Source organism: Streptomyces spiroverticillatus, assembly GCA_014650415.1.
Taxonomy (GTDB): Bacteria; Actinomycetota; Actinomycetes; order Streptomycetales; family Streptomycetaceae; genus Streptomyces; species Streptomyces spiroverticillatus.
Map to the genome: position 1 here is coordinate 364,563 of BMUX01000004.1, position 19,237 is coordinate 383,799.

The following is a 19,237-nucleotide window of genomic DNA, read 5'->3' on the forward strand; positions in this document are numbered from 1 at the left end:
GGGATACCTCCGGGGTGGTGAGGGCTCAGGAAGGGGTCGTGGGCCAGAGGGCGACAGGGTCGAGGGCACCGAACACGCGGTCCCAGTCGGCGTCGGAGCCCTGCCAGCGTCCGGGCACCTCGGGAACGGTGTCCCAGACGACACCGGGCGGCAGGGCGGCCGTGCTCGCGGGCGGGGTACGGCGCAGCCAGAGCACGGCGAACCGGTGGCCGGGATACCGATGCGCCAGCAGCTTCGGCAGCCGGGCCAGGTCGGCGTCCGTCAACTCGTCGAAGGCGTCGTGGTGGACGTACAGGGTCCGCTCGTCGGAGCGGGTCCGTTTGCGCCACCTCTCGGCGAGGTGCTGGAACTTCTCCCGTACGGAGGGGAGTTGACGGTCGATGTCCTGCTGCGTGAGCCGGTCGCCGGCCGCCGGGTGGAACTCGTGGAAGAAGCGGATGCCGGTGCCGCGGTCGTGCGCGCAGTGCCCGTCGCTGAAGGGTTCGCTCGCACCGGTGCGCAGCACGTCACGGAAGTCGGTTTCCAGGAGGGCGAGTACGGACGCGTAGTCGAGGTCGAGCCAGTCGAAGAAGTGGGCGCGGTCGGTGCCGGTGATGCGGCGGATCTGGTGGGTGGACTCGCAGTGGTAGCCGAGGCCGACGCAGGTGTCGTAGGGGGGTGGGGGCATGGGGGCTCCGGGGTGGGGAGGAGTGGGGACGGGGTGGGGTGGGGTGGGTACGGGGTGCGCCCGGTCGGGGGCGCGGGGCTGTGCCGCTTCTGCGGCTCCGCCGCGCGGGCGCGCTCTGCCCGTGCGGGCCGCTCTCTTTCCGTGCCCCTTCAGGGGCGCGGGGAACTGCGCGACCAGCCACGACGCTCCTGCACGGAACCGGTCCCCTTGCCCCGCGGGTTTAGGTGAAGGGGTGGGGCTGGGGACCCTTTGCCCCGGCGGGCAGGGGGCTTCACGTGCCCGGCACCGGGAGGCGCCCCGTGGGCCCTGTGGCTGCGCGCACCCGGCGGGCAAGGTGCGGGCAGGGGCCGGGACCGGGGCGGGCCCGGATCGGGCGTACCGCCCCCTTGCCCGCCCGTTCCGCCCCCGGGGGGCGGCCCCGCCGCCCAAGGGGACGGCGGCGAAAAGGGGCTCCGCCCAAGGGGACGGGGCGGAAAGGGGCTCCGCCCGAGGGGACGGGACGGAAAGGGGCTCCGCCCGAGGGGACGAGGGAGGTGGAAGGGGAGGCCGCGGTGCCCAAGGGACTAGGGGGAAGGGAGGAAGAGGGCGGTCTCGGCACCGAAGGGGGCCGGGGGTGGAGGGTCAGGCGCGGAGCGGAGAGGCCCATTGGCGGCCGATGAGCCGCTCCGCAGCCGCCATGGCATTGGCAAGCCCGGCCCCCCGGGTCAGCAGCGTCGGCACCTCCGGCAGCGGCACCGGCGTCAGCCCCATCTCGACGACGAGGAGATCAGGACGCCGGCCCCGAAGCCCAGCCAGCACCTCCCGCTGCCAGGGATCACGCACGGCGTCCCGGACGACCACCGCGACCGGCGCACTGCCGTCACCTCCTGGCAGCACGATCTCGCCCGGATCGGTACCGGGCTCGACGTCGACGGCGGATCCCAGCCCACCGAGCCGCTCCAGGCTCTGCGCCAGACCCCAGGGCGCCTCCCCCACCGCCAGATTGGCCCCTACGGCCAGCCGCACGACGTGAACGGGCCCGGACACGGGAAGCTCGGGCAGCCCCACACCGGCAAGGGCCCGCCGAGCCGCAACGAGACCGACACCGACACCAGCACCAGCACCAGCACCAGCACCAGCGGAAGACGCAGCCCCACCGACACCGGAACGCGGCGCGGCCCACGCCCGCAACGCCCCGACCCGCGCAGCCGCCTCCTCCAGACGTCCGACCGTCAACTCACCTCCCACGAGGGCCCGTTCCACCGCCTCGTACACCTCCGGAAGGATCTTCTCGCCGTCCGTGGCACCGAGCAGGACCAGATCGACGCCCGCCGCCCAGGCGAGCACGGCCGCCCCGCCGAAGCCCCAGCGATCGAGGATCGGGGCCATTTCCAGCGCGTCGCTGATCACGACGCCGTCGTAACCGAGTTCCTCGCGCAGCAGACCGGTGACCACGCGTCGGCTCAGGGTGGCGGGGAGGTCGTCCACCTGGGAGAGACGTATGTGCCCCGTCATCACGGCCTTGGCCCCCGCGTCGAACCCCGCGACGAACGGCGGCAGTTCGAGCGCGCGGAGCTCGTCGAGGGAGCGGGGTATGTCCGGCAGCCAGGAGTGCGAGTCGGTGCCGGTGTCGCCGTGGCCGGGGAAGTGCTTGAGGGTGGCGGCCACGCCTCGCCCCTGGAGACCGTCCACGAAGGCACGGGTGTGCCGGGCGACGAGGTCGGGGGTCGCGCCGAAGGAACGTACGCCGATGATCGGGTTGGTGGGACGGGAGTTGACGTCCGCGCACGGACCGAGGCAGAGGTTGATGCCGGTGTCGAGGAGGTCGTCGGCGACGGCCTCGGCGACCCGGCGGGTCAGATCGGGGTCGTCCACGGCACCGAGGGCGTGGTTGCCGGGGTAGACGCTGCCCCGGTGGTAGTCGAGGCGGGTGACGTCGCCGCCCTCCTCGTCGAGGGCGATCAGGGCGTCGGGCCGTACGGCGCGCAGCGGGTCGACGATGTCGTCGCGGAGGGGGCCGCCGGGCGGCAGGAGGTTGGTGCCGAAGAGGCCGACGCCTGCGAGGCCTTGGTCGAGGGCGCGTTTGACCCAGTCGGGCGGGGTGCGGCCGTCGTAGGCGGGGAGGAGGCAGGCGTTGACGAGAGAGATCAGGGAGTTGTCCATCGGGGGTCACCTTCGGTGAGGGTGGATGGGACGGAGTACGGGTGGCGCCCCGTCAGGGGCGCGGGGAACTGCGCGACCAGCCACGACGCGCCTGCACGGGAACCGTGCAATTGCCCCGCGGGTTTAGGTGAAGGGGCGGGGCTGGGGACCCTTTGCCCCGGCGGGCCGGGGGCTTCACGTGCCCGGTGCCTGGAGGCGGGCCCGAGGCCGCGGTGTCGTGGGCGTTCGGCGTGCAAGGTGCGGGTGGGGGCCGGGACCGGGGCGGGCCCGGAGCGAGGGGGCCGCCCCCTTGCCCGCCCGTCCCGCCCCCGGGGGGCGGCCCCGCCGCCCAAGGGGGCTGGGGAGAGGGAGGCAGCGGCCCCGCCGCCCAAGGGGACCGCGGCGAAAAGGGGCTCCGCCCAAGGGGACGAGGGAAGAGGCGGCCGCCCAAGGGGACGAGGGAAGAGGGGGCCGGGGGCGAGGGAAGAGGGGGTGCCCCCTCAGTCCCCCACCCTCCGCAGCACCACCCCCGTACTCCCCCTCTTGCTCAGATAGGCCCGCCCCCCGCACACCGCCTCCAGCGCCGGAGCGACCAGCACGGTCTCCTCCACCTGGGTCCACCGCGAGGTTCCGGCCAGCCACGGGCGGACCCGTTCGGCGAGGGCGGCGGGTTCGAGGGCGAGGAGCACCAGGTCGGCCGGGAGGGTGTCGAGGAGGTCGAGGTCCTGGCCGTAATAGAGCATCTCGATCAGGAGGTACGCGGAGCCCGGCAGCCGGGGCTCCGCCGCGAGCCCTTCGAGGGCGTCCGCGTGGACCCGTACGCCCTCGAAGCCGGTTTCGACGTGGCGGGCGAGGCGGTCGCGGAAGAGGGGGTTGGGCTCGGTCGCGTCGACCTCGTACCCCTTGGCGGCGAGCCGGACCGTGAGCGCCCCCTCGCAGGCGCCCACCTCGACGAGCGGCCCGTCCCCGGGCGAGCGGTGCCGGGCGATCCAGGCGGTGGAGGCGTCGAGCCGGGACCTCTCGTACGCGGAGGTCTCGAACTCCCACGGGTCGGCGACGGTGGCGGCCTCGTCGTCGAGGCTGGCCAGCAGGGCGAACAGGCCTTCGCGCTCGCGGGCCCCGTCGGTGGTGAAGAAGCGCTCGGCGGCCGGGACCCGCGCGGTGTAGATCATGAACTCGGGCTCGTCCGTACGGAGCAGCGGGGCGCAGTACCGGTTGACGAAGTCGAGCTTCGCGGCGACCGACGCGCGGTCCAGCGGGCGGTCCTCGTCGCTGACGAACTGGAGGTACGGGGAGTAGCCGACGGCGTGCCGCACCGGCAGTCCGTGGTCCCCGGCGGCCACGTCGCGGCCGATCCTCCCCCGGCTGCGCCGGTTGTCGGCGGGCGAGTGGGTCCAGACCCGGACCGCACGGCCCTCGGCGGCTTCGCGCAGCAGCCCGGCGAGCTCTTCGGAGCCGGGCGGGTCGTGGGGCGCGTCGGGGGCCCGTACGTGCGGGGCGAGGGCGGCGAGCCGGTCGGCCAGGGAGGTGCCGGCGGCCAGGTCGATCCACTGCCGGGTGTCGCAGCACAGCACCCGGACCGCCCCGCTCAAGGGCTCCTCAGGGGCCGCCCGTCCGGAGTGTTCCCCAGCCTCCTGCTCCACCGAAGCGGAACCTCGGGTGACGGAGAGGAAGTCGAGGACGGCGTCCTCGGCCCGCAGCACCACTACTAAGTCCATTACAGGGAGCACATCAGGCACGGTGTATCCCGTCGATAGGCACAGCACAGGAAAAACGGCAGGTCAAAGCCGTGTCGCACGTCCGGGGACGGGCGATCTCGTGGCGAGCCTAAGCGCTACCGAGCGGTATGGTCCAGACCAATTTTCCGGCCGCAAAAGGGAACCGAATGGCCTCAAATCCCGTACGGGGAGGCCGAGTCGGAATCCCCCGACAAGGGCCTGGCCGCCGATTCCCCCACTCCACCGCGACCCGCGCACCGGCGACTTTCCGCCACCCACGACACCCGGCGCCCGTTCGCGCGGAGTGTGACCTTCGCCGCTCCCGCCGTGGAGACTGTGCAGCATGGTTACCCGCAAGTAGCATGACGGTGTGCGGACGCGCCCACCTCGGCGTTGTCCGCGTACCGGCAGCAGCACCACCCCGCACCCCGGAGGAGAGCCAATCGTGCCTCGTACCGTCAGGGACGTCGTCTTCGTCGACGGCGTCCGCACCCCGTTCGGCAAGGCGGGCCCGAAGGGCATCTACCACGAGACCCGGGCCGACGACCTGGTCGTGAAGGCGATCCGGGAGCTGCTGCGCCGCAACCCGGACCTCGACCCCGCGCGCGTCGACGAGGTCGCCATCGCCGCGACCACCCAGATCGGCGACCAGGGTCTGACCCTGGGCCGTACCGCCGGAATCCTCGCGGGTCTCCCGACCTCCGTCCCCGGCTTCTCGATCGACCGCATGTGCGCCGGCGCGATGACCGCCGTGACGTCCGTGGCGGGCGGCGTGGCCTTCGGTGCGTACGACATCGCCCTGGCCGGCGGCGTCGAGCACATGGGCCGCCACCCCATGGGCGAGGGCGTGGACCCCAACCCCCGCTTCGTCTCCGACAAGCTGGTCGACGAGTCCGCCCTCTTCATGGGCATGACCGCCGAGAACCTGCACGACCGCTTCCCGGGCATCTCCAAGCAGCGCGCGGACGAGTACGCGGTGCGCTCGCAGGAGAAGGCCGCGAAGGCGTACGCCGACGGCAAGATCCAGGCCGACCTGGTCCCCGTATCGGTGCGTCGTACGAACGCGGAAGCCGGTGAGACGGGCTGGGGTCTGGCCACGGTCGACGAGCCGATGCGCCCGGGCACCACCCTTGAGTCGCTCGCGAACCTCAAGACCCCCTTCCGTCCGCACGGCCGTGTGACGGCGGGCAACGCCGCAGGTCTGAACGACGGCGCCACGGCCTCCCTGATCGCCGCCGAGGACGTCGCCCGCGAGCTGGGCCTCCCGGTCAAGATGCGCCTGGTGTCGTACGCCTTCGCGGGCGTCGAGCCCGAGGTCATGGGCATCGGCCCGGTCCCGGCGACCGAGAAGGCCCTCGCCAAGGCGGGCCTGTCGATCGACGACATCGGCCTGTTCGAGATCAACGAGGCCTTCGCCGTGCAGGTGCTGGCCATGCTGGACCACTTCGGCATCCCCGAGAACGACCCGCGCGTGAACCAGTACGGCGGCGCGATCGCCTTCGGTCACCCGCTGGCCTCCTCCGGCGTGCGCCTGATGACGCAGCTGGCCCGCCAGTTCGAGGAGCAGCCGCACGTCCGCTACGGCCTGACGAGCATGTGCGTCGGCTTCGGCATGGGCGGAACGGTCATCTGGGAGAACCCGCACTTCAACGGAGGCGACGACAAGTGAGCACCACCACCGCCGAGCTCCTGAAGGGCGCAGCCGAGCTGTTCCCGGACGAGGTCGTCACGCAGACGCACGTACGCCACCTCGCCCTCCCGGGCGGCGCGGGCAACTTCGCCCTCATCACCCTCGACAACGGCCTGGACCACACCAAGCCGACCACCTTCGGCCCCCAGTCGCTGGCGAACCTGAACGCCGCCATCGACCAGGTCGAGAAGGAGGCCGCCGAGGGCTCCATCGTCGGCATCGGCATCACGGGCAAGCCGTTCATCTTCGCCGTCGGCGCGGATCTGAAGGGCGTCGAGCTGCTCGGCCGCCACGAGGACGCGCTCGCCATCGGCAAGGGCGGCCACGACGTCTTCCGCCGCCTGTCCCACCTGGCCGTCCCCACCTTCGCGTACTACAACGGTGCGGCGATGGGCGGCGGCGTCGAGGTCGGCCTGCACTGCTCGTACCGTACGGTCTCCACCTCGATCGCGGCCTTCTCGCTCCCCGAGGTCTTCCTCGGCCTGGTCCCGGGCTGGGGCGGCTGCGCCCTCCTCCCGAACCTGATCGGCGCCGACAAGGCCGTCTCGGTCATCATCGAGAACTCGCTCAACCAGAACCGCCAGCTCAAGGGCAAGCAGGTCTTCGAGCTCGGCATCGCCGACGCCATCTTCGAGGGCGCCGACTTCCTGGAGCAGTCCCTCCTGTGGACCTCCGCGGTCCTGCGCGGCGAACTCCAGGTCCAGCGCCCGGAGATCGACCGCGGCGAGGCCTGGGACGCGGCGGTCGCCCGCGGCCGCTTCATCGCCGACTCGAAGGTGCACGGCGCGGCCCCCGCCGCCTACCGCGCGCTGGACATCATCGCCGCGGCCAAGTCCGGCGACCTCTCCGCCGGTTTCGACGCCGAGGACCAGGCGCTCGCCGACCTCATCATGGGCGGTGAACTCCGCTCCGGCATCTACGCGTTCAACCTGGTCCAGAAGCGCGCGAAGCGCCCGGCCGGCGCCCCGGACAAGAACCTGGCCCGCCCGGTCACGAAGGTCGGCGTCGTCGGCGCGGGCCTGATGGCCTCGCAGCTCGCCCTCCTCTTCCTCCGCCGCCTCGAAGTCCCGGTCGTCCTGACCGACATCGACCAGGAGCGCATCGACAAGGGCGTGGGCTACGTCCACACCGAGATCGAGAAGCTGCGCGGCAAGGGCCGCATCAACCAGGACAAGGCCAACCGCCTGAAGGCCCTGGTCACGGGCGTCCTGGACAAGGCCGACGGCTTCGCCGACGCCGACTTCATCATCGAAGCGGTCTTCGAGGAGATGTCGGTCAAGCAGCAGGTGTTCGCCGAGGTGGAGGCCGTCGCCCCCGCCCACGCGATCCTCGCCACGAACACGTCTTCCTTGTCGATTTCCGAAATGGCGTCGAAGCTCCAGCACCCCGAGCGGGTCGTCGGCTTCCACTTCTTCAACCCGGTCGCGATCCTCCCCCTCCTGGAGATCGTCCGCGGCGAGAAGACGGACGACGCCTCCCTGGCCACGGCCTTCGGTGTCGCCCGCAAGCTGAAGAAGACCGCCGTCCTGGTCAAGGACGCCCCGGCGTTCGTGGTCAACCGCATCCTGACCCGCTTCATGGGCGAGATCCAGAACGTCATCGATGAGGGCACCCCGGTCGCCGTCGCCGAGAAGGGCGTCGAGCCCCTCGGCCTCCCGATGTCCCCCCTGGTCCTCCTGGAGCTGGTCGGCCCGGCCATCGGCCTCCACGTCTCGGAGACCCTGAACCGCGCCTTCCCGGACCGCTTCACGGTCTCCCCCAACCTGGCCGCCGTGGTCAAGGCGGGCAAGCGCGGCTTCTACGTCTACGACTCGGGCGCCCCGGTCCTCGACCCCGAGGTCGCCGCGCTCCTCAAGCAGGGCGACGTCGTCCTGACCGAGGAGCAGGTCCGCACCCGCGTCATGGACGCGGTGGCGCAGGAGATCGGCCTGATGCTGGACGAGGGCGTCGTCGCCGAGGCCCAGGACATCGACCTGTGCCTGATCACGGGCGCCGGCTGGCCCTTCCACCTGGGCGGCATCACGCCGTACCTGGACCGCGAGGGCTTCTCGGAGCGCGTGAACGGGAAGAAGTTCCTGGCGGCGGGCGTGGCGAGCGTGCCGGCGTAACGCGTCGGGAAGTACGGGAGGGGCCTCACGGAGTCGGTTTCCGTGGGGCCCCTTCGGCGTGCGCAGACGGTCTGCTCAGCGGCCGATGACCAATGCGTTGGCCACCGGGCGCTCGACCACGCGCCCGCCCCATTCGGCCCTGGGGCGGTTGACGGTCTCCCCCTGGACGAGCATGGTCGACGATCCGCCCCCGTCCAGGTTGACGGCCTCGACCGCGCCGAGCGCGCGCATGACGGCGGCCGTCTCGTGGAGCGTCGCACCCACACTGGTTCGGGGCGCCCGACCGTCCGTCACCACGATGAGCAGACCACCGTCCTGGGTGATTCCGACAGCGGTCCGCGGCTCCCGGCGCAGCAACACGGGCACGGGGACGGGGCCTCCGGCAGGGGCCAGTCCGTTCGCCGCCGGATTCAGGTACACCTCACCGCTCCGTACGAGAGCAGGCCGTCCGCCGACCGCCCACTGAATCCCTGAACGGACTGTTCCTGCGCGGGTGTCCAGCAGGCTGGTGGCGACGGTGAGATCCCGCCCGGGCCGTGCGTGGTCGACGAGCCACTGCGCGGCGCCGCCGGAGCCCCGCAGCAGCGCACCGCCTTCCGGAATCCGAGGGGCCGGGCCGTGGTGCCGGGAGAGCACCTGCCCCTGCGGGCCGAGGCCGACCGAGATGCCGTTCGGGCCGTCGCCGCCGAGGGGTCTCCCGCCCGGTCCGGGGGTCAGAAGCGTCAAATCGCCTCCCCGGCCCGGACTGCTGTTGACACCGCTGACGGGGTGCTGGGCACCGGAGGGTGCGGTCACCGTTGTCCGGGTGCGGAGCTCGGTGACCTCGTATGCCCGGTGTCCTCCCGCCCGTACCAGAGCCGTGCCCCCCACGGGTGCGTCGTGCAGGAGCCGGTGGTCCGACACGTACAGACCGCGCGGTTCGACGCCTCTCGCCCCGGGACCCGTCATCGGTCGGAAGAACATGCCGTTCACGGCGGCCGTCGCCGAGGTCCGTTCCGCCGTGGCACGGACCGTCTCCGGCTCCGGGGCCCGAAGTCCCGGCACGGGGCGTACCGACAGGCCGCTGTCGCGGGCAAGGTGCAGGACGTGGATGTCCCACGGCCCCTCGCTCGGTCCGCCCAGCGCATCGGTGTGGGTGAGCAGCGCGCGGAATCCCGCCGCGGTCAGTCGTCGGCGCAGTGCCTGGGCGTCGGCCTTCCGGTCCAGCCGTCCCGATTGCACCGCGTGGCCCACGACACCGCCCGGTGCGTCCTGCGTCGCGGGCACGCAGAGATCCTTGACGTACGAGTCGAACCCCCGCCGGTCCAGCGCCGCCCTGAGCTCGGCGGCGTCCGCCCGGTCGGGCGACACCTCGCCCGAAGTCCGTACTCCGACCGTCCAGTGCCCCGCCGCATACCCGTGCGCGAGCCGCCAGTAGTCGACACCGGGCGCGAGCCTGCGGTGCCGGCGCACCTCGGTGCGGGTGCCGGGAGACCCGAGCGGCAGGTCCCCGAGCCGCCCCGGCCGCCGCGCGCCGTCGCCTCGGAGCAGCGCCAGCGCGGGAACCCCGCCCAGCGCCGCACCGAGGAACCCTCTGCGACTGGCCGCCACCGGGTCAGGCCGCGTCGGGCCAGGCGATGCTCAGCGGCGCCGACATGGCCTCTTCCGCCCGCACCAGGCTGAGAGGCGGCGGGACGACGCCCACCGGCTCGGGCGCCCGGGACACCAACTGCTCGATCGCCCGGTAGGTGCGGGCGCAGTTGTTCTGGTCCCGGTGGACGAAGAAGTCCTGCACCCGCTCCTGGTAGGGGCTTTCGACGGTGAAGCCGCGCTCGATCGAGGCGATGATCTCGTCGACGGCCGCCTCGACGGTTCGGGCCACCGGGCCGAACCCGTCGCGGGCGAGGTCGAAGTAGCCGCGCCGGTAGTGGCGTCCGTAGAAGTCCTCCTCGTCGAAGGGGACATGGACCAGGGGAATGCCCATGTAGGCCACGTCGAAGAACACGGAGGAGTAGTCCGTGACCATCAACGAGCATTCCTTCATCGCCTGCTGGAGGTCCCGTGCACCCGGATCCGCGACCTTCACCGAGGGCGAGTCGATGCGGAAGTGGTGCAGGTAGGGAAGGATTTCGTAGTGGGGGAAGAACTCCAGGTCCACGCCGTGCTTCTCCAGTTCCGCCACGAGGCGGGGGTGGGTGAGCAGCGAACGGTAGAAGCTGAAGTACTCGGACTGGGTGAAGACGGTCTTCGACGGCGCCCCGGACTTCTTGTAGGAGGCCGTGACGAGCCACTGCCTCCAGGTGGGCATGAGCAGGATGCGCGGACGCTGCCGGGGTTCACGGACGAGCGCGTCGAAGCGCGGGAACCCCGTGGGCTGCGCACGATCGGCGTAGGCGAGTTCCTGCGCCATGTACTGGGTTTCCTGCCGGCCGCTCGTCACGATCATGTCGTAGCTCGTGAGCTGCCGCGCGGCACCGACGGACACGTCGTTGTAGGTGACGCCGTGCTGCAGGAAGATCCGCTGGTAGTCGATCAGCTCTCCGAAACGGTGCAGGTAGAGCAGCTTCCCGTACTTCGGCGGAATCAGGTAGGACTCCGAGTCGTAGGCGCCGATCACCTTCTTGGCGTGCAGGAGGTACATGCGGTGCCGGAAGGAACCCCGCTTCAGCACGTGACCGAACTTCTTGATCCGGCCGTAGTGCTCGCTGTCGCCGTCGATCACGTAGTAGGCGTTGCGCCGCTTCTCGTTCGTCCTGATCCAACGGAAGAGGTGGGAGGCGTTGTCCTGGGCCGTATTGCTGCGTTCGCCGATCAGCCAGATGTCGCGGGAGCGCAGCAGCGGGCGGGTCGCCCAGTAGGCGAACCGCATGCGCCAGCCCGGCGCCCGCTTGCTGAGAATGCGCACTTCGCGGCGCAGTCTCCACAGTCCCTGGCTCACCCTGGCCCGCCGGGTGGTGTCCACGAGGCGGAAGTGGAGGGAGTCGCGGTTGCCGATGGTCACCATGTAGCGGTGGTCACCGACGCGGCCGGGCCCCTTGAAGCGGTGCAGCGGCAGCCGGGCCTTCATGACGACGTTGCGCTGCCCCTTGCCGTTGAGGTGACGGACGCGCAGCCGGAAGTCGCCGGCCTGGAATCCGCCGCGCGCCATCTCCTCCGGGGAGATCTCCGCGTACCAGCCCGCGCAACGGTCGCGTCCGTTGCGGGCGTTGGCGATGTCGCGCCGATGCACCTGGCGCAGCGGCACGACGACCTTGGCGGCCCTCGTCTGGTGCACGAATTCGAGTCGGTTCTCCATCGAGTCGCTGAGGTCCATCCCCGGGAAGCTCATCGAACCTTCGACGAGCAGGGAGCCGTCCCGCTCGGTGATGGACTCGACGACGACCGTCGGATCGGCGATCCGGGCGACCCGGCAGTCGTCGCCGCGTCGGCCGAACGAGCGGTAGAAGCCGTCGTTGTCGATCAGGACGCGTGGACGGACGCCGCCGGTCACGCGCTCCGGGTCCCAGAACAGTTCGAAGTTGCCGCTCTTGAGCGCGTAGTGGTCGAGCTGCTGTGCCGGGGTGGTCGCGTATTCCAGAATGACGTCGTCGGGGATGCCCCGGTAGTGCCGGTGCATGTCCGGGAAGATCTGCCGGACGTTTTCACGGCTCATGACGTTCCTCATGTTGCCGAGGAAGCCCTTGTAGGTGCGGACGGCGTATCGCTGGAACACCCTGCGGACTTCGGGAGCCTCGGCCGCGGCGACGTCGAGCAGGAAGAGGTTGAGCCGGAGGTGGTCCCGGTAGTTGGCGGGATTGCTCCAGAGCGAGTCCATGATGGAGGAGCCGTCGGGCCGCCCCCGGTAGTAGTACACCGGGGTGTCCAGGATGCTGACGCGACGGGCACGAAGCAGCGCCGGAAGCGTGACCCAGGCGTCCTCGAAGTGCACGCCTTCTCCGAAGGCGAGACCCAGACGGCGCAGCAGGCCGGTGCTGAAGAGCTTGTTGCAGGCCGAGCCGCTGAAGGCGAGATCCGGGGTTTCGGACAGGTCCTCGATGATCCGGTCCCCCGCCCCGAAGTACTGCTTCCACGGGCCGTAAGGACGGGCCGGGAAGTTCACCAGGTCGCCGATGACCACGTCGGAACCGTCCCGGCGGGCCGTGTGGACCATGCGGGAGAGCGCGTCCGGGCCCAGGATGTCGTCCGAGTCGAGGAACGTGACGAAGGGCGCCCGCACCAGCGCGAGTCCGTTGTTGCGGGCGTTGCCCAGACCGCCGTTGCGCTGGTGGAGGACGGTGGTGTTGGCGTACCGGGCCGCGAAGGCGTCGAGCATGCCGGGTGTGGCGTCGGTGGCACCGTCGTCGACGAGGACCACCTGTACGCGGTCGAAGTCCCGCTGGGCCGCGATGGAGCCCAGGCAGTCGTCCAGGTACTGCTCGACGTTGTAGCAGGGGACGACGACCGCCAGGTCGTACGTTTCCCGCGGCAGGCCCATGGGGGCGGCTTGCCGGCCCTGCCACCACATCCAGGGGGCGGACGGGTCCCGCTGCGAGATCTCGAAGTCGCCCGCGCTCCGGGCGTCCGCCGTGCGCAGCGCGAGGTTGCCGCTGACGGTGCGGTAGCCCTCCACCTCCACGCCGCCGGTGGTGAGGCGCAGCGGCGTGAGGTCCGTGTCGCGTACGAGCAGTGCGGACCGGCAGCGCTGTCCGTTCCAGTCGACCCGGACACCCAGGTTCCACACTGCTCCGGTGGTGGCGTCCCCGAGTGCTTCCGCGAGGTCGACCGTGCTGCGGAAGCGGATGTGGCGTGAGTCGACCGAGAGGATGCGGGCCGGGGCGAAGTCGTCTTCCTTGGTGCGACGGTTGCGCACTGCGGTACGAAGACTCAGCCGGTCGCCGGCGGAGATCCGGCCGAACCGGTTGACCAGTTCGCCCTCGAAGGTCAGCTCCGTTCCGGCGAGGGTCCAGGACAGCAGACGGCCGAAGAGGGGGGTGCGGTTCATGTCGGCCTTGTCCAGGCCGAGTTCGGTGACGTCGAGGCGACGGCGGGCGGCGGGCAGGTGCAGGTGGTCCCCGGACCAGTACACCCTTCCGTCCTCCTGGACGAGGTGCGAGGAGAGCACACTGCGCCGCTGGGCGTAGTCCAGCGTCGTCAGCGCGGCCTCCGTTTCGCCGTACAGCAGGAAGAAGGCCCGCACCCTGTCGAGGGGGCCGCACAGGTCGTACGCCTCGTCGCTAATCCCGCCGAGGTACGGGGCCACCGTCTCCGCGAAGCCGGTCCGGTACGCGGCGTCGCCCTCCGCGAGCGCTCCCATGTAGAGGCGCAGGTCGTGGGCGAGGAACTTGGCGTCCTTGCGGGCCTTGAGCGCGCTGTGGCCGTGGTCGAGCAGGAAGCGGTCGGTGGCGCGGTGCACCGCGACCCGGTCCTGGATGTTGCGCAGTTCACCGGTGCGACCGGTGATGGACGTTCCTTCCTGCTCCCACATCCAGCGGTAGACGGTCCCCGTCGTGAGGGTGATGCCGTCCGCCAGGCAGCCGGCCACGGTCGAGAACCAGGTGTCCTCGTAGAAGACGCCTTCAGGGAACTTGATCCCGTGCTGCTTGAGGAAGGCCGTACGGTACAGCTTGCCCGCCGCCACAGGGTCGTTGAGCAGCTGAGGGTGTGCGGGCAGCGAGGACACGTTGCGGTCCATCACGTACACGTCCGGGGCCCATGTCTTGCTCTCCCCGGTGTCCCTGTTGACCCTGAGCACACGGCCGGCGATGATGTCCCCGCCGTTCGCCGAGGCGGCCTCCAGCAGCAGCGCGCAGGCCTGGTGCGGGAGTTCGTCGTCGGCGTCCACGAACATCACGTAGTCGCCGCGGGCGGCGGCGACGCCGTCGTTGCGCGGGGCGCCGCATCCTCCGCTGTTGTGGGGGCGTGCGAGGACGCGCACCCGGGAGTCACCGGCCGCGAAGCCCTGCGCCACCGCGAGGGTGCTGTCCGTCGACGCGTCGTCGACGACCACGACGTCGAGGGCTTCATGGGTCTGGTGGAGGATCGACTTCAGGGCCCGCCCCACGGTCGGTGCGGCGTTGTGGGCGGCGATGACCACCGTGATCAGGTTGTTGAGACCGTCGTTTCGCGGGTTCACGCGCCGACCCTTTCCATGGCGTTCGTACTGTTGGCGATGTCGAGCCGGGCTCCGACCCAGTCCCGTCCACCGGAGGAAGCGCCGCGGTGGCGTCCCCGGAAGGCGGTCGCCGGGATTCCGGTCGACGTGCCCTCCGTCGAGAGTCCTTCGACGACGCGGGTGAAGTCGCGTGTGGAGAGCCAGAACTTGTACATGATGGCCAGCTCGAACAGGCCCAGCAGCAGCCCGGCGGCGGCCGTGGTCGCCACGATCTGCCCGAGCAGCGGGCCCACGATGAAGACGGCCATCTGGAATTCGATGCCGCTCACGAGGTGCGGGCGGATCCGGCGGCTCACCAGGGCGGTGCGCACTCGCGCGTACCAGGGGAAACGGCTCCTGAACTGTGCGTGCAGGTCGACGACTTCGCCCGTCTTCTCCTTCATGCAGGCGACGTTCAGGCCGGGGTTCTCACGCAGGAGGTCTTCGATGAAGACCACTTCGGCGCCTTCCCCGTCCGCCCCCTTGCGCTCCTCCATCAGGTTCTCGATCTTGCGGCGCATCGAAATGCGCATCTTGTAGATCTGGAGGGAATCGACGTATCGCAGCATGTCCAGGAAGACGACGGCCAAGGCGCCGAGGAGGTAGATCTCGTTCCCTGTGCGCCAGTACTGACCACCCATCAGGGCGATCGCGCAGAGCATGACCCTGATGCGGTCGAAGACGTAGTCGAGCCATGCTCCGAACACGGTGCCATTGCCCGTGAGGCGCGCCAGTTTGCCGTCGACGCAGTCGAGAATGAAGCTCACGTGGTAGAGCAGCGCACCGAGCGCCAGCCAGTTCCAGTCCGCGCGGCTGAAGCAATAGGCGGCTCCGAGCCCGACGAAGAGCGAGGCCCAGGTGACCCGGTTGGGAGTGACCCACTTCCAGAAGGCCACGGTCCGCACCAGGCGTGTGGCCACGGGGTCGACGAGCGCGACCGTCCACCAGGCGTCACGCTTCTTGCAAGTGAGGTCCTGAATCGCTTTCTGCGAAAGCCTTCTCATGGATTGGTGTTCACCGATTCTCCCCCGCCGCATGAACGCCCGGAAAAGAAGGGCCTGGACATTCCGGGGGCACCATCGGGCTATTTACTCAGAAGCGCGCCCATGGAGGCAGGAAATAAGAGCGCCGTAAGAATTTACCAGCGCCCTTCGTTGTTGATCATCAACCTTTGTCCCGAGTGCCAGGGACGAAAGTCCCGATAAGCACGGCCAAGGTCCTTCAATTCTCCCCCTTGTGCACATGTGAACACGGGGCACCCTACGATGGTCGACATGTCCTTTTTGATCACAGGTGGGGCCGGGTACATCGGCTCCCACGTCGTACGTGCCCTGACCAATTCCGGCGAGAAAGTCGTCGTACTCGACGACCTTTCCACGGGCGACGTCCGACGCATTCCCGCCGGAACGCCTGTCGTCATCGGCTCCACGCTGGACCGCGAACTGCTCGACCGCACGCTGCGCGAGCACCGCATCACCGGCATCGTGCACCTCGCCGCCAAGAAGCAGGTGGCCGAATCCGTGGCCCTCCCCCTGCACTACTACCGCGAGAACGTCCACGGACTGACCGTGCTGCTGGAGGCCGCCGCCGAGGCCGGTGTGCGCAGCTTCCTGTTCTCCTCGTCCGCCGCCGTGTACGGAATGCCGGACCTGGACGTGGTGACCGAGGACACCCCGTGCGCGCCGATCAATCCGTACGGCGAGACCAAGCTCGCCGGTGAGTGGCTGGTCCGTGCGGCAGGGGCTGCGACCGGCATGTCCACCGCCTGCCTGCGGTACTTCAACGTCGCGGGGGCCGCCGTCCCCGAGCTGGCGGACACCGGCGTCTTCAACCTGGTCCCCATGGTCTTCGAGAAGCTCGACGCCGGTGCGCCCCCGGCCGTCTTCGGCGACGACTACCCGACCCCGGACGGCACCTGCATCCGTGACTTCGTCCATGTCGAGGACCTCGCCGACGCCCACCGGGTCGTGGCCCAGTCCCTGGCGGAGCGCCCGGAGCGCTGCGACCTGACGTACAACATCGGTCGCGGCGAAGGAACTTCGGTACGCCGCATGATCGGCGACATCGTCTCGCTGACCGGCCACGACGGCATCGAGCCCCGCATCGAACCCCGCCGCGCCGGGGACCCGGCCCGGGTGGTCGCCGCCGCCGGCCGGATCGCCGACGAGCTCGGCTGGACCGCGCGCCACGACACCGCCGCGATGATCACGTCCGCCTGGGCCGGCTGGCGGCACCACCGCCCCACCGATGCACGGAGTGCTTCATGAGCAGGCCCCCGGCCACCCGTTTGTTCATAGCAGGGGGTTCCAGCGCCACCACTCGCGAGATCAGCCGAATACCCATGCTGGGCTGGGGTCAGGTCCTCCCCCTCTTCCTCACTCCTGATGTCGAGGTGGTCAACTGCGCCCGTGCAGGTGCCAGTACCCGTACGTTCATCGAACGTGGTCGACTCAACTGGATACGGGAAGAAATCGCACCTAACGACTTCCTTCTCCTCTCCTTCGGCTTGAACGACTGCAAGCCGGAGGAATACTTGAATTCCGAGCCGTTCGGCACCTTCCAGGACTACCTGCGGCAGTTCATTGACACCGCACGCGAGCGCCACGCCCATCCCGTACTCGTCACTCCACATGAGCGCCGTACTTTCGACACTCATGGGAACCTCCGCCATGCCATCGGCGACTACGTCATGGCGACACGGGAATTGGGCGCCGAGACGTCCACCCCTGTCATCGACATGTACGAGCGCAGCCTCGCCTGGTGGCGTCAGCTCGGTCCCGACGTGTCCAAGGAGTATTTCCTCCACCTGGGTCCGGACGAGCACCCCAACTACCCGGAAGGCATTGACGACATCACGCACCTGCGCCCCCCAGGTGCCCTGACCTGCGCACGGTTCATAGCCCGCGCGCTCGCCAAGGAACGGATCCTGCCCAGTCAGTGGGTGACCGGGCTGGACCCGAATCGACAGTTCGACCCCAAGGAGCTGGGTTGGGTCGATGACGATACCCACGCGGCCCTGGTGAAATCTCGTACCAAGAGAATGCGGAGCACGCTGTGAACCACTTGATCACTCGTGCCAGTGCGATCAGGCCCGGTTCGGCCCCCCTCGCTGCACACGTCACTCTCACCTCCGACTGCTCCGCCCCGGGCCCTCTCGCTCCAGGAAGCACCGTCGAGTTCGAGCTCAGCCTGACCACCGAGGGTGAGGGGCACCGCTATTTCGGCTACCTGATGACCGACTCATTCGTCCGTGTCGCCGATGTGATGGACGACGGCGGGCTCAAACTCCTTGCGTCCCAAGACCGGTATGCCCTCTCGGCAGGGCCGGGTGAGAGCACGACTGCGACCTTCCGACTGCGGATACACGACGCTCCCGGTGATGCCGTGCTGGCTCCGGCGCTCCGGGCGGGCCTCATCGACTCCCCCGGCGTGAACCTGACGCACAGCACCCACTCGATCGTCCAGGAGCGCTACCGCGTCACCGCGCTGCCCCCTCAAGGGCGGAAGCTGGTCGTACCGCCCGGTACCACCGTGTCCGTCGGTCACCTCACCGACGGGCTGCCCCAGGGCGTACGTCTCGTAGGCGTGGGGAGCGCCGGCCACGGCCTGGTCACCATCGCGACGGACGACTCCGTCGTGTACGCACCGGACCACGGCTACCGGGGCTACGACAAGATCCCGTACAGCCTGCGGACCGGAAACGGCAGCACGGTGCGCGGACAGGTCACGCTCTTCGTCGGGGACCTCCACTCGGTTCCGGGGGTGCTCGCCTGATGGCCCGTTCGATCACGAAGAAGCAGCGCACCCGCGGCCAACGCATACGTCGCGCCCTGTGCTGGGTCCTCGCCGGTGTTGTTGTCGTCGGTGGTGGGGTCGGGTACTGGGCGTACTCGCGGCTCGACGGGAATCTCAGCAACGTCGACATCGATGCCGCCCTCGGGGGCGACCGGCCCGGGAAGGATGCGCGGGGGGCGCAGAATCTGCTGGTGCTCGGGTCGGATTCGCGCAGTGGGGGCAACAAGGGGCTGGCCGGTGGGGACACCGGTGGGACCGCGCGGTCGGACACCGCGATGGTGGTGCACATTCCCGAGGGGCGGAAGCGGGCGACCGCGGTGAGCATTCCGCGGGACACCCTGGTCAGTCGGCCCGCGTGTGCGAAGAGCGGTGGTGGGGAACTGCCTTCGGCGCAGCGGGTGATGTTCAACTCCGTGTACACGGCCGGGGGGCCGGCGTGTGTGGTGAAGACCGTGGAGGCGATGTCGGGGATCCGGATGGATCACTACGTCGAGATCGACTTCGCGGGGTTCAAGGAGCTGGTGGACGCGCTGGGCGGGGTCACCGTGACCACCGAGCGGGCCATCGACGACAAGCAGAGCGGTCTGAAGCTGGCGGCGGGGACGCACCGGCTGGACGGGACGCAGTCGCTGGCCTTCGTTCGGACGCGGCACGGGATCGGTGACGGGAGTGACCTGGGGCGGATCGGGCTGCAGCAGAAGTTCATCCTGGCGCTGCTGGCGGAGGTCGAGCGGCAGGACGTGCTGGGCAGCCCGACGAAGCTGTTCAAGGTGGCCGACGCCGCCACGAAGGCGCTGACGACCGACTCCGGCATCGGTTCGCTGACCGGTCTCGCCGGGTTCGCGAAGAGCCTGCGGGGACTGGATGCCGGGACGATGGAGACGGTCATGCTTCCGGTCGCCTACGACAAGGCCGACCCGAATCGTGTCGTCGCCGCCGAGCCGCAGGCCGGGGAGTTGTGGGACGCGCTCCGGGCCGGACGGGCCGTTCCCGCCTCGGCGAAGAAGTCGCCCGCGGGCGGGTAGGCCG

12 protein-coding genes are annotated in these 19,237 nt (G+C 70.1%); 6 read left to right on the forward strand and 6 right to left on the reverse strand.

Features of this window, described 5'->3' with window-relative positions:
• Nucleotides 1-25 precede the first annotated feature (25 nt).
• From IE269_RS13120 to IE269_RS13130, 3 genes are all read right to left on the reverse strand, one after another.
• A complete protein-coding gene (locus tag IE269_RS13120; RefSeq protein ID WP_189823054.1) occupies nucleotides 26-667 on the reverse strand; it encodes a papain-like cysteine peptidase in 642 nt (213 codons plus the stop codon).
• 621 nt (nucleotides 668-1,288) lie between these two features.
• Nucleotides 1,289-2,809 carry a glycoside hydrolase family 3 protein gene (locus IE269_RS13125; RefSeq protein ID WP_189823055.1) on the reverse strand — a complete coding sequence of 507 codons (1,521 nt, stop codon included), beginning with the start codon at nucleotides 2,807-2,809 and terminating at the stop codon, nucleotides 1,289-1,291.
• 479 nt (nucleotides 2,810-3,288) lie between these two features.
• Nucleotides 3,289-4,506, reverse strand: coding sequence for a class I SAM-dependent methyltransferase (locus IE269_RS13130; RefSeq protein ID WP_189823056.1), 1,218 nt, complete (start codon nucleotides 4,504-4,506; stop codon nucleotides 3,289-3,291).
• Between the two features lie 445 nt (nucleotides 4,507-4,951).
• Here IE269_RS13130 and IE269_RS13135 point away from each other — a divergent pair, with 445 nt between their 5' ends.
• On the forward strand, nucleotides 4,952-6,175 hold the full coding sequence (locus tag IE269_RS13135; RefSeq protein ID WP_189823057.1) for a thiolase family protein: 1,224 nt from the start codon (nucleotides 4,952-4,954) through the stop codon (nucleotides 6,173-6,175).
• Nucleotides 6,172-8,304, forward strand: coding sequence for a 3-hydroxyacyl-CoA dehydrogenase NAD-binding domain-containing protein (locus tag IE269_RS13140; RefSeq protein ID WP_189823058.1), 2,133 nt, complete (start codon nucleotides 6,172-6,174; stop codon nucleotides 8,302-8,304). The genes IE269_RS13135 and IE269_RS13140 overlap by 4 nt, the downstream gene beginning before the upstream one ends.
• A gap of 75 nt (nucleotides 8,305-8,379) precedes the next feature.
• Here the strand turns inward: IE269_RS13140 and IE269_RS13145 are convergent, their stop codons facing one another.
• The 3 genes from IE269_RS13145 to IE269_RS13155 are packed head-to-tail and all read right to left on the reverse strand — an operon-like array spanning nucleotide 8,380 to nucleotide 15,417.
• Nucleotides 8,380-9,894, reverse strand: coding sequence for a phosphodiester glycosidase family protein (locus IE269_RS13145; RefSeq protein ID WP_189823059.1), 1,515 nt, complete (start codon nucleotides 9,892-9,894; stop codon nucleotides 8,380-8,382).
• Between the two features lie 4 nt (nucleotides 9,895-9,898).
• Nucleotides 9,899-14,395, reverse strand: a complete 4,497-nt coding sequence (locus IE269_RS13150) for a bifunctional glycosyltransferase/CDP-glycerol:glycerophosphate glycerophosphotransferase (protein ID WP_189823060.1) — start codon at nucleotides 14,393-14,395, stop codon at nucleotides 9,899-9,901.
• Nucleotides 14,392-15,417 (reverse strand): CDP-alcohol phosphatidyltransferase family protein, encoded by a 1,026-nt coding sequence (locus IE269_RS13155; RefSeq protein WP_189823061.1) that lies wholly within the window; start codon nucleotides 15,415-15,417, stop codon nucleotides 14,392-14,394. The genes IE269_RS13150 and IE269_RS13155 overlap by 4 nt, the downstream gene beginning before the upstream one ends.
• 270 nt (nucleotides 15,418-15,687) lie before the next feature.
• On the opposite strand from IE269_RS13155, the gene galE reads away from it, so the two are divergent.
• Genes galE through IE269_RS13175 form a run of 4 tightly spaced genes read left to right on the forward strand, consistent with a single transcriptional unit; the run spans nucleotide 15,688 to nucleotide 19,233 of the window.
• The gene (galE, locus tag IE269_RS13160; RefSeq protein WP_189823062.1) at nucleotides 15,688-16,680 is read left to right on the forward strand and encodes a UDP-glucose 4-epimerase GalE; all 993 of its coding nucleotides are present in this window, start codon (nucleotides 15,688-15,690) and stop codon (nucleotides 16,678-16,680) included.
• Complete coding sequence (locus IE269_RS13165) at nucleotides 16,677-17,471, forward strand: rhamnogalacturonan acetylesterase (protein WP_189823063.1); 795 nt, start codon at nucleotides 16,677-16,679, stop codon at nucleotides 17,469-17,471. Before galE ends, IE269_RS13165 begins: the two co-directional genes overlap by 4 nt.
• A complete protein-coding gene (locus IE269_RS13170; protein ID WP_189823064.1) occupies nucleotides 17,468-18,187 on the forward strand; it encodes an Ig-like domain-containing protein in 720 nt (239 codons plus the stop codon). The genes IE269_RS13165 and IE269_RS13170 overlap by 4 nt, the downstream gene beginning before the upstream one ends.
• A complete protein-coding gene (locus tag IE269_RS13175; protein ID WP_189823065.1) occupies nucleotides 18,187-19,233 on the forward strand; it encodes an LCP family protein in 1,047 nt (348 codons plus the stop codon). Before IE269_RS13170 ends, IE269_RS13175 begins: the two co-directional genes overlap by 1 nt.
• Nucleotides 19,234-19,237: the final 4 nt, after the last annotated feature.